Below are 10,049 nucleotides of genomic sequence, written 5' to 3'. Positions count from 1 at the left end.
ACCTGGTTCTGCTCCGATAATCAATCGAATACCAATATAGTTAGATTAGGGCGCAGCAATGCGCCCTTTTCTTATTATTTGCTATGCAACCGAATAATGATGAGTCGTGGTTTGAGTAACTTTTTAATCGCGCTTGAGTTACGTATCATTCTGCAATGGGAGAGAATCTATGAAATGGAGTAAAGGGATGAGTGATGGGCTTTGGATCATCATATTTTTTATTGCATGGTTTGCCTTGCAGCGATGGATTTTGCCGCGTTTCGGTGTTTCGACTTGAATGGCGAACTCTTGTGCTCCGGGTGAGCGCAATACCCAGCAAGTCCAAAAACAGCAAGACAGCGTTCCGACAAAAGTGATTCCGGTCGAGGAGCTAAAACAGAAGTAAACGCGAAGCTTGTTTAATGGGCGGGGATGATTTCCCGCCCATATTTAGTATCGATGGTTGTTTACTTGAGCGGACGTATCGTACGATATGCTAACCAAAGACATGCCAGAGCGAAGAGGAACAAGACCCCGATCCAACCTATTGCCACGACGCCATCCGGTTGATTTGGCAACGTTAACGAGTGATGTGCCCACCCCAACGGATTGAATTGAGCCGCCCACTGAACCCAAACTGGTGATACTGACAACGGTAGAAAAATACCCGAGAGGAATAACATCGGAAGTTGAACAAAATTCAGCACCGGGATTATGGCATCTTCGTTTTGTCCGATGAATGTCAGAACAAATGAGAGCGAGCTAAATGCTAATCCTATTAAAGTTGTAACAATAATGATGGATCCGAACAACTCGATGGACAATGGTGGTCGCCATCCCAGCACGACGGCAGTTATCATGATGACAACAATTTGCCACCAGAGCGAAATGATGAGTGCAACCGAGTACCCCAGTACGATTGCCATGCGAGAAATTGGCGTTACCAATAGTCGATTGATAAACCCGGAGCGCATCCGATCCAAAAGCGCTAATCCACACCAGGAGGCGGAAAAGAAACACCCCATTACAATCAAACCGGGTACGAAATAATCGAGATAAGTTTGTGAACCCAAAAACGACTTTGTTACTTGATCGGTGTACAATTGGCTATAGAGTACCAGCCACATTATCGGCTCGATGAACTCCATCGCAATCCAAACCCGAACCCGAAGCTGTGACCGTAGTCGATCCCACGCAATTGCCCAAACATCGGTCATGAATTGTTGCATTGCCACTATGCCGCTTCTTTCTCTTCCGCTAGCGAAACACCGGTGTAATGCAAAAAGACGTCGTCGAGGGTAACTTCAGCTCCAGTAGTGTTCGCAAGTGCAACCTTTAACTCGCCGGGTGTTCCCTCAACAACAAGTTTTCCTTGATGGATAATGCCAACCCGGTTACAGATACGGTCGGCTTCTTCTAAATAGTGTGTGGTTAATAGAATCGTCATGTTACGCTCTTTCACTACCCGGCTTAGATGCTGCCACAGGTTCCGGCGGAAGGGAACGTCGAGTCCCAGTGTCGGTTCATCGAGAAACAGCAACTCCGGGCGATGCAATAAGGAAACCGCGACATCGACCTTTCGACGCATTCCCCCGGACAACTCACGAACACCGCGATCCATGAATTCCGTAATCTCGAAAACATCGGCGAGAATATCGCGTTCTGTCGCAACATTCGCCTTCGCCTCAGGATAACGATTTCCAAATAAATCGAAGTTCTCGCGGACGGTTGCATGTTCGTTCAAAGAGACCGCTTGCGCAACTAAGCCGATTTTTGGACGAAGAAGTTTGCCTTGGGTAATCGGGTCAAATCCGAGCACTTGTGCTTTCCCGGAAGTAGGTGGTAACAAAGTTGTTAGAATTTTTACTGCAGTCGATTTACCAGCACCATTCAAACCGAGCAGACCGTACAGCTCCCCATGATTTACTGAAAACGATAGACCATCGAGTGCTGTAACCGGTGGTATTTTACGCTTGCCGGGAAACACTTTTGTGATTTCGCTGGTGTAGATCGCTAATGACATTTCTATTACCGGATTTTCAGAGTTGCGAGGGCAAGTAGCCCAGCGAGTATCGAGAGAATCCATGCCCGAACAACCACTTTCGGTTCGGAGAGCCCGGCATGTTGGAAAGCATGGTGCAACGGCGCACGAGAGATTAATCGTCGTCCCAGCCATTCATGACCAATTCTCTGACTAATGACAGACGACAGACCTTCCACCACGAAAAATGCTCCAGCAAAGAGAAACATTGCCTCCTGCTTCAATAGAATTGCCGTAGTAGCAAGGATTCCACCCAATGAGAGGGAACCGGTATCGCCCATAAAAAGTTGTGCAGGGTAACAATTGAACCAGAGGAAACCGATCCCTGCTCCAACGAATCCAGCTAAAAACACCGTGATTTCCGTGGTGCCGATGATGTGGCGGAATAACAAGTAAAAGGCTTCGTCGCGGGTTCCAATCACATAAGCGAGAAAACTAAAGACACCGGCGGCTACTAATGAAGGAACAATCGCTAACCCGTCGAGACCATCTGCGATGTTCACCGAATTCGAGATAAACATCATCGTTAATACGACAAAGGGAATGTAGAACCATTTGAGATCGATGTCGATGCCACCGTAGATCGCCGGTTTCACAAAGGGGAGATAAATCTCGGTGCGAAACACATCGGGCCATGGGGAAAATTCGGAGTAACCGATGTACCACCCGAGGGCGATACCGAACGCACCTTGCAACGCCAGTTTGGCGACTTGAGACAGCCCCCCCTCCCCGCGTCCTTGCTTTATTTTGCCGATATCGTCACGAGCTCCCATCCATGTAAAAAAGAGGGTGGCAACAAAGAGTACTTGGATAAAGTGATTAGATAGATCGCACCAAAGTAGTGCCGAGCCGAGTAGAACAATCACTGTAAGCAAACCACCCATCACTGGTGTACCTTTTTTCGATTCGGCATCTCCGACAGTAAACCCTTTCGGGACGTCACGCAAACCACGCCGATGTAAAAAGAGAATGAAGCGGGGACCTAACCAGATTGCGAGAAGGAGCGCTGTTAATGCCGCGGCAATCGAACGAAAGGATATAAACTGGGCAATCCGGAAAAAACCTAATCCCGGAATTGTTGTTGAAACAATTGTTGCTAACCAGTATATCATCGCGATTCCCGATGGGCTGTCATAAAGCGGGCTGCCGCTCGTCGTAAAAGGAAGTTCGGTACAAATTGACTGCTTGTCAACAACAGCTCCCGGTGGATGAAATCAGCATACTCGTCAGATAGCCCGATACCGCGCAGCTCCAATCGCTCGAGCGCCAACATTAACGACGTCCGGACCAAGTCGTTACGATGAATCAAATCAAGGTGTATCAACTCGGCTGGCGGCAAAGCAGGACATATTTCTCCGAGCGCTAACCAAAACGCCGCACGCACTTCATAGTTACGCTCGGTAGGTAATCTTTTGACTATAGACTGCACCATCCAATCGCGCATTAGTGGCGGTGTGTCAGGGGGCAACCGGGTCATTGTTTTCGCGGTGGCAGTACGTACTTCCCAATAGGGGTCATCGAGTGCCGATTCCAATGTGTGGAGAATTGTTTCATCCCACCAATTGAAAGCGGGCAAGGCAGCTACCGCATTTCGCCGTAAAAATCCTACTGTCTGAAAATCACCGCCCAACCTTCGGGCAAGTTTCGATACTGGTCGCCTATCTTCGATCCATGCGTAAAGTATCGGTAAAACCGAACGGTCAGCGCACAACGCGGTGAGTTTGATTCCTTCGTTACGGGTTTCCCAACTTCCTGCCGACAGAAGAGCATTGCCGCGATAGGTGTAATAAGAAAGATCTTCGATCCGGTCGCGCATTTCCATAGTCGGCAGCGGCTTTTCCGGTAAATCCAATACCCGTGCTGGCAGTAAGTCACTCCAATAAAACGATAGCTCTTTTTCCAAACGGGCGCGTAGCGCAGACGGAGTGAGACCGATTGGTGAATTCTTCCAATTCGTGCTTGTTTCACTACTCCGATTCGGCTTAATTACTTCAGTATAATTTCTGTTGGCTAATGCGATTAGATTGGTAGCGATTAGTCTGCGAGCGTTGGGTGTCGCCATACGTAAAGCATTGGAGCGAATCTTTTCTCGACTTGCAGCATCTCCGAGCAACCAGCGGAGGTGTGCCGCCAGCTCTTCGTGATTTACCCATTCAAGTACTTCGTGATTATCGGTAATTTTACTTCGCTCGAAAATAACATCGGCGGCAGACTCTTGTTGGAGCACCATCGCATTGGCAGCTTGGTGGTCACCAGGAAGATTCGATTTCGGGATGATAATCGATACACAACCCCGCTCACAGATTTCGGCAAGGGTTCCCGCTCCGGCGCGGGTAATCACAATATCCGCCGCCGAGTAGGGAATCGTCATATCGTCGAAACTTCGTACCCGTAAGTACCGGGTATCTTCAGCCACACCCTGTTCTCGCGCCAGCGCTTCGGTCTCCTCGACAGCGTGGTAATCGAACGATTCCCGCCGCCCGACCGCATGGATAAAGTAAAGCGATGGATCGGATCTCATGATTTTCCAAAGCTTTACGACGGCTTCGTTTAAGGTGCGCGCGCCCATACTGCCACCAAAAGCAAGAACCACTTTGGCAGTTTCCGGTAATCCCAATTTGGTAAGAGCATACGTACGATCAACCGCCCGGAACTCCCAACGGACGGGATACCCTTCTACGACAACGGTTGGCTGCGGCATTGTGCGGAGGGCGGATTCAGTCACTACCGCGATGCGATCCGCCATACGCGCCGCCAATTGGTTCATTCGTCCAGGTTCGGCATTCGGTTCAAACAGATAAATCGGGATTTTTCGAAGGAGCAGATGTAAGCGAGACACTATCACTGTTGCAAATACAGCTGGAGCGGAGGCAAACCCTCCGGTGGCAAACAGTGCATGGGGTTTAAACCGTAAAACAAACAAAACCCCTTTGAGTGTACCAAGCAGAACAGTCCATGCGAATTTGAGAAAGGCAAACGATCGAATCGAAGGCATTCCGACGGCTGAAAGCGCAACAAACGGAAAAATCTGCGAAACGATGTCGCATTCAGGAGTACCGGCACCAGTGTAACGAATATCGGCATCGGGTTGTAACCGTTTAACTTCCTCACCGATAGCCAAGGCTGGTTGGACATGTCCCCCGGTTCCTCCCCCGGAGAGTAGTATCTTGATCTTGTGTTTGCGGTTACCAGTTGTCATGTCCAGAATATAACGAATGGAATAGATTCTTCAATATTTCAAGGTAGCTTTTGCCATTGACAAACTCTTTAAAGAAAATGCGACCCTATCTCCAAGATTTGGCGGAAAGCAATTGATTGCCCATTTGATACATTTTGCCCATTTCTGACAGGTTTTGGATTATCTTGGTAAATCTTATTTTCCACTGTTCGGAGTGTTTCTTTTGGAGTGATTGCGTATTATCTTCGAGTGTAAGTCTTTGTTTAAAACACAACCAATTCCACAGATGAATCGGTCGTGGAACGTTTTGTTTCAACGGCACGGTTAACGATGAGGAGGAACTCATGAAACGTACGTTCTGGCTGTTTGGTATGTTGCTTACCATGCTTGCGTTTGCCAGCGCACCCCCCCCGGCATCCCGCTACTACTCCCTGCAAAGCGGTTTTGACCCGAATGCATCGCATATTGCGCCACAAATCGAGATCGCGAGCCGTAGCGCATTAGAGGCGACGTTTACCATACGAATCGAAGGATTTACCGTATCGAACCGAAGTAACGGTGTGGCGATTGAGCTGGGCGGTGCATCGGAATCGCAGGCTCCGGTCGGTTCGCCCGATATCACCAGTCTCACGGTATTTCTTCCGTTTAACTCCGCAGTGACAGCAAGTGCGACGGCATCAATCGTCAATGCTCGAAACATACCCGTTTCGACCCTCGGCACTTCGATTGCCCGGGTGGTCGATCCCGAATTTTCCGTGAATGCAACGATGTCTACCCAGGATCAACCACAAGTAGTGGTTGGTACACCGGGGGTGTTTCGCGATTTCGGCGTCGTTCCGGTAACGGTGTATCCGGTACGTCAGTTGGCGGATGGATCGATCGAGGCGGTACAGGAATTGAGTATTCGAGTTACCGCAAATACGATTGGTGAGCCACTCGACAAACCGATTCTCGCCTCATGGGATAACTTATATCGCACATTCTTCATAGGATACGACGATTTCTCAATCGGACGTTCGCGGTTGTGGCGACCCGGCACTTTTCTAATTCTTCGGGCAGCTAATACGAATTTAGACGCTACTTTCAATGCATTTGCCAATTGGAAGAGATTAGAAGGTTACAACGTCATCGTCCGTACCGTTGGCACTGGCACTCAATGGACAACAGCTGATCAAATCAAGACGGTTATTAGTTCACTATATGCCAGCGAAGAAATTCCATTAGAGTATGTGTTGTTACAAGGCGATGCCGACCGTGGCAGCGCTCAATACCAGATTCCAACCTATCGATTCTTAGCGACCGGTTCTACCGATGAATATGTATGTACCGATCATACCTATGTCACATTAAGCGGAACCGATCAATGGCCGGAAGCGTTGATTGGAAGGTTCTCAGGAAGCGACATTATTCAATGGACAACGTACATGCGGCGTACCGTTCTACATCAGAACGATCCGCATTTCCGTAATCATGCTGCCGATAGCGTGTTATGTTTCGCAGGTAACTTTTCCGATGCTGGTGCCCCACCGATTACTCCAACGATGAATTCACGGTGGGCAGCCGATTTGTTACGAAGTCACGGCTATTACGTCGAAGAAAGCTACTATCCACCGACCTATCCTGGCGACATTCCTGGTCTGATCAGCCAAGGTAAATCCTATGTGTTTTATCGGGGCTGGGGCGATGCGGGCGGACCGTTATATCCACGGTTACGGATTGGAGATATTTCTACAGTAACCGGCTATTTTTCAGCACCATTTATCTCGATCGTATGTAAAACTGGCGCATTCGGCGCGAACGCTGAAACGGTCAGCGGTCAGTGCTTTGGCGAAGCGTGGTGCGAAACCGGCGCTAGTCCGCAAGCGACTTGGCGCGGCGGCCCCGGATTCTTCGGCGCATCGCACCTTCACACCAATACCCGTTACAACAATCCAATGTTGGGCGGATTCATGCAAGGTTGGTTGGAGGAAGGTCTCGATAAATTTGGCCTTATTTCACTTCGTTCCAAGTTAGAGCTTTATCGTTCGTATCCGCTTGAGCCTGATTATACGGATGCCTACTTCAAGTATTACAATATTCTCGGCGACCCTTCTTTGCAGTTCTGGGTACGTCATGCCAATGATATGACTGTACAATTCCCGAGCACTATCGATGCTGGTATGTCGACGGTTACTGTTCGTGCGTTAAATGCATTGAATAGTCAACCGCTATCTGATCGAGTCGTTTCGGTTTTGGTGGGGAATAATCTTTATCAAAGTGTTGGAACTACGAATAGCAGCGGTTATGCAACGTTAAATATGCGTGCTAATCAAGGCGACTCAGTGAAAGTATCGGTACGCGGTGGTAACTATCGCCCAATGACACAGCACTTCATTTGTGGAGCAGGAGCTGGCGCAGCATTTCGGGTCGATTCCGTTCGACTGAGCGATGGCAACAACGGTCGTCCCGAGCCGGGAGAAGAAGCCGATCTGACTGTTTATATCAAGAATGTGAGTTCCGCCTCCGCCAACTCTCAGGCAACCTTAGCCTCGCTTGCAGCCGACCGGGTCGTTGTTGTGAACAATGCTAACGCCGGAGCGACGATTGCTGCGAACGGTACGGGAACTTTGACATTCCGGATTCGTGTAATCGCCACGAGCAATTGGAATCCTTTCCCGATGCGATTGACCTTTGCGACTGGTAATCGTGACTTTGCGATGCCAACCGGATTTATTTTCCCAATCGTTGAGAGTTTCTCGGTCTTATCCGGTTCGCTGAATCCGGGTCAAACGGCAACGGTGCGCGCGGTAGTCAAGAACGAAGGTTCTTCAGCAGTACCGGCAGGTACGATCAATGTTTCGACTTTCTCGAATGGGTTAACCATTACCCAGCAACCAGCGGCGAATGGAATCATCGCTCCCAATGCGATGGCTAATGTCGATTTCCAAGTGCGAGTATCGGGAACGATTATCGCTGGTCATGTGATTCCGTTGCGAATTCTCTTTAACAACACAAACAACCAACCTTACGCATTGGCGCAGTTTAATCTTCCCTGCGGTACCCGTGCCGTTCGGATGCCCGCCGGTCCCGATCATTACGGCTATTATGCTTACGAGGATATCGATACCGGTTACACTGCTCGCCCGACCTACCAGTGGACTTCCATTGACCCATCGGAAGGGGGTCAAGGTACACTTCATTGGCTCGATGACGATGCGAATTTCAAACTGAGACTACCTTTCCCGGTTCGATTCTATGGAGATATTCATGCCGATTCGATAACCGTATGCTCGAACGGCTGGGTTAGCTTTGAGAACACATGGCAAATCGACTTCTACAACTACCCGATGCCGAATGCACAGGGACCAAGTGCAATGATTGCCGCTAATTGGGACGATTTAAAAGGTATTCAGACAGCAGGTGACCCGGTTACTACCGACAGTGTAAAAGTCTGGCATTGGTTCGATAACGCTACGGGACGTTTGATATTCCAGTGGGGCCGTTCCTTCTCACGGTATGGTATCGAAGGTGAAAACCGGGTTGCACAGCGTTTTCAAGTGATTATCTATCGCAATCAAACCGGACCGAACGGCGACAACGATATCGATATTATGTATCAACAAGCATCGGATGTCGATGTTACCAACAACTATACGACTGTTGGTATCATGAACTGGCATCATTCCGATGGTTTGAATGTAACCTATGCGAAGCAGCCATTACCGGGTTGCGATACTTTGCGTTCCAACCGGGCGATTCGCTTTACAACTCGTCGTCCCGATTCGTTCTTGGGTGCGAATTCTCCGGCGAATGAACTGCCAAAGCAAATCGCATTATCTCCAGCGTATCCAAATCCGTTCAACCCGATAACTACCGCAATGTTGTCGTTGCCGAGTTCACAAGTAGTAACGGCTGCGGTGTACGATTTAACTGGTCGAGAAGTTGCGAGATTGTATTCGGGACAGTTAGAAGCCGGTAACCACGAACTACGGTGGAATGCCATTGGGGCTTCGAGTGGGGTTTATTTCCTGCGCGTCCAAGCTGGCAGCTATCTACAACAGCAGAAACTCATCTACTTGCGTTAAGCAAATTTCGATTTATCTTTGGGGGCGGCAACAATGCCGCCCCTTTTCTGTTAGAGTCAGGAGTTATGTCTCAACCGATTCATCAACCAACGTACCGGATGTTGCCCGCCATCACTGGATTCTTCGTCGCAATCCTGTTGATTTCCAATATCGCTTCCAGCAAGTTGGTACAGCTCGGATATTTCACTTTTGACGGTGGTACGATTCTGTTTCCGTTGTCGTACATCTTTGGCGATATCCTTACTGAAGTGTACGGGTTTCGGATAGCCCGCCGGACAATCTGGATTGGCCTTGCGGCACAATTACTCGCTGTGGTAACATTCGCATTTGTCGGGTCACTCCCTTACCCGAGTGAGTGGATGGCGCAAAGTTCGTATGATTCGATTCTCACAACAACCCTGCGTATCGTTGCAGCATCGATCATTGCATATCTGTTCGGTTCGTGGGCGAATGACGCGTTGCTTTCGGTGATGAAGCGTATGAGCAAGGGGAAGCGTCTCTGGCAGCGCACCATCGGTTCAACCATTATCGGCGAGGGAATCGACACCACGTTGTTTTGTGTGATCGCCTTTGCCGGTTCGATGAGCACCGGTCTACTGTTAACGGTTATTCTCTCGAATTACATTTTCAAGGTTGCGATTGAGATATTCGCCACCCCTGTAACATACTTTGCGTGTGCGAAGCTGAAAAAAGTCGAAGGAGTCGATGTCATCGATCAGCATCACGATTACTCACCGTTCTCCTGGTCAGTTGGAACACCGTCTACGAGTTCCGCGAAAATCTGAGA

Annotated in this window: 7 protein-coding genes; 3 read left to right on the top strand and 4 right to left on the bottom strand. The window is 49.1% G+C overall.

Annotated elements, in window-relative coordinates; genetic code table 11:
* Window positions 1–183 (top strand): hypothetical protein (locus tag OEM52_04185; GenBank protein MDK9699335.1); only part of this gene is annotated, 183 nt, incomplete at its 5' end.
* 263 nt (window positions 184–446) lie between these two features.
* Here the strand turns inward: OEM52_04185 and OEM52_04180 are convergent.
* Genes OEM52_04180 through OEM52_04165 form a run of 4 tightly spaced genes read right to left on the bottom strand, consistent with a single transcriptional unit; the run spans window position 447 to window position 5,219 of the window.
* Window positions 447–1,208: an ABC transporter permease gene (locus tag OEM52_04180; GenBank protein ID MDK9699334.1), complete on the bottom strand. Its 762-nt coding sequence runs from the start codon at window positions 1,206–1,208 to the stop codon at window positions 447–449.
* Between the two features lie 5 nt (window positions 1,209–1,213).
* Window positions 1,214–2,002 carry an ABC transporter ATP-binding protein gene (locus tag OEM52_04175; GenBank protein MDK9699333.1) on the bottom strand — a complete coding sequence of 263 codons (789 nt, stop codon included), beginning with the start codon at window positions 2,000–2,002 and terminating at the stop codon, window positions 1,214–1,216.
* A gap of 5 nt (window positions 2,003–2,007) precedes the next feature.
* Window positions 2,008–3,132, bottom strand: coding sequence for a phospho-N-acetylmuramoyl-pentapeptide-transferase (mraY, locus tag OEM52_04170; protein MDK9699332.1), 1,125 nt, complete (start codon window positions 3,130–3,132; stop codon window positions 2,008–2,010).
* Window positions 3,129–5,219, bottom strand: coding sequence for a UDP-N-acetylglucosamine--N-acetylmuramyl-(pentapeptide) pyrophosphoryl-undecaprenol N-acetylglucosamine transferase (locus OEM52_04165; protein ID MDK9699331.1), 2,091 nt, complete (start codon window positions 5,217–5,219; stop codon window positions 3,129–3,131). Before OEM52_04165 ends, mraY begins: the two co-directional genes overlap by 4 nt.
* Window positions 5,220–5,542: 323 nt before the next feature.
* On the opposite strand from OEM52_04165, the gene OEM52_04160 reads away from it, so the two are divergent.
* A complete protein-coding gene (locus OEM52_04160; protein MDK9699330.1) occupies window positions 5,543–9,262 on the top strand; it encodes a C25 family cysteine peptidase in 3,720 nt (1,239 codons plus the stop codon).
* Between the two features lie 65 nt (window positions 9,263–9,327).
* A complete protein-coding gene (locus OEM52_04155) occupies window positions 9,328–10,047 on the top strand; it encodes a queuosine precursor transporter (protein ID MDK9699329.1) in 720 nt (239 codons plus the stop codon).
* Window positions 10,048–10,049: the final 2 nt, after the last annotated feature.

The organism is bacterium, from assembly GCA_030247525.1.
Lineage (GTDB): Bacteria > Electryoneota > JAOADG01 > JAOADG01 > JAOADG01 > JAOTSC01.
Note: the sequence above shows the minus strand (reverse complement) of the source record. Positions and strands in the feature narration are given on the sequence as shown.

Bases quoted from the DNA above. Each gene is read 5' to 3' on its own strand.
- OEM52_04180 (MDK9699334.1), bottom strand. From the start codon at position 1,208: ATGCAACAATTCATGACCGATGTTTGGGCAATTGCGTGGGATCGACTA.
- OEM52_04160 (MDK9699330.1), top strand. From the start codon at position 5,543: ATGAAACGTACGTTCTGGCTGTTTGGTATGTTGCTTACCATGCTTGCG.
- OEM52_04175 (MDK9699333.1), bottom strand. From the start codon at position 2,002: ATGTCATTAGCGATCTACACCAGCGAAATCACAAAAGTGTTTCCCGGC.
- mraY (MDK9699332.1), bottom strand. From the start codon at position 3,132: ATGATATACTGGTTAGCAACAATTGTTTCAACAACAATTCCGGGATTA.
- OEM52_04165 (MDK9699331.1), bottom strand. From the start codon at position 5,219: ATGACAACTGGTAACCGCAAACACAAGATCAAGATACTACTCTCCGGG.
- OEM52_04155 (MDK9699329.1), top strand. From the start codon at position 9,328: ATGTCTCAACCGATTCATCAACCAACGTACCGGATGTTGCCCGCCATC.